Source organism: Chryseobacterium sp. 27AL (assembly GCF_057815395.1).
On sequence record NZ_JBYRIW010000031.1, the window covers coordinates 1 to 1,026 of the forward strand.

Here is a 1,026-nt window from a genome sequence, read left to right on the forward strand (position 1 = left end):
TCATTCTCGATACATTTTTTCTTCACTTTGTTACGAAAAAACACTCGAATTGACGACGAATCCAATACCAAAAATTTAGATTCACAAGGCGTTCCACTTATAAGAGCTCACTAAGCTGGTTCTTTAAACACGAATGGCACTAATGGTTGAACACTAATTTCACAATTGCTGTGTGTTTTCCTTTGCTGAGATCCCTACGGATGACAAACGGAGTGAGAAATGTCCAGTTGCATTAAAGCATTTGTGTCATTTGTGCTCAATAATTTGTGTCAATTGTGTTTAATATGATGAATGATCATTGATCAATACGGGCGGAGGGCGGCTGAATTGATGAGTGGTGATATGACTAACCTTAAAAGGGTAAAAGGCATTACCCAAAGGTTTCTTTTTATTTGAGGTCATGACATGAGGCTGCGGGAATGCAGGACTCTTCATATAATGCAACAGCTTGCGGAAAGGAGAAGCTCCTATAACAGCCTGTGAAGAGAAACTTCCGCTACTGCTGAGCTGCTGTGTGTCGACAGGAGCTGTAAAATGCATGGGCTGTTTTCTTTTGCCCGGCGCACAGGCTGTTGCATGGACTGCTTTTAATGATGATTTTGCGATCTTAGGCTGGCGGTTCGTATGCTGAGTGCTGGTAGAGAATTCCTTACCTTCTGAATTTATAACGGATACGGTGATCTGCCGGTCTGCATACATATAGGCATCTCCGGAAATGAAAATAGCAGAATCGCCCTGAAGAGAAGGAGTTTTTGAGCTGATGAAAACTGATACAAAAAGTAGCTGGCAGCACAGCATTCCTACATAAAAATGCAGGGACCGAGGGAGCAGGGAGATTTTGTTCATGATTATTTTCATCCTTTCTGTGCTTTAAAGCGGTCACATTTAGACCACCTTCATGTGACAAATGTAAACAAATTATCTTTACTTCCAAATAATAATCACTTGTTTTATAATATGTTAAATAACCAAAACTATAAATCCCCCAGAAATGAGTCATTCCGGAGGGAAAAAAAATCAATCCCG

General features: G+C 40.4%; 1 protein-coding gene. It reads right to left on the reverse strand.

Going from position 1 to position 1,026, the window contains the following annotated elements; all coding sequences use genetic code 11:
* Positions 1 to 279: 279 nt before the first annotated feature.
* Positions 280 to 858, reverse strand: coding sequence for a hypothetical protein (locus AC3WV0_RS18055; RefSeq protein ID WP_488847483.1), 579 nt, complete (start codon positions 856 to 858; stop codon positions 280 to 282).
* Between the last annotated feature and the right edge of the window lie 168 nt (positions 859 to 1,026).

What these genes read in the sequence shown, in the direction of transcription:
- AC3WV0_RS18055 (WP_488847483.1), bottom strand. Translation starts at nt 858, where the DNA reads ATGAAAATAATCATGAACAAAATCTCCCTGCTCCCTCGGTCCCTGCAT.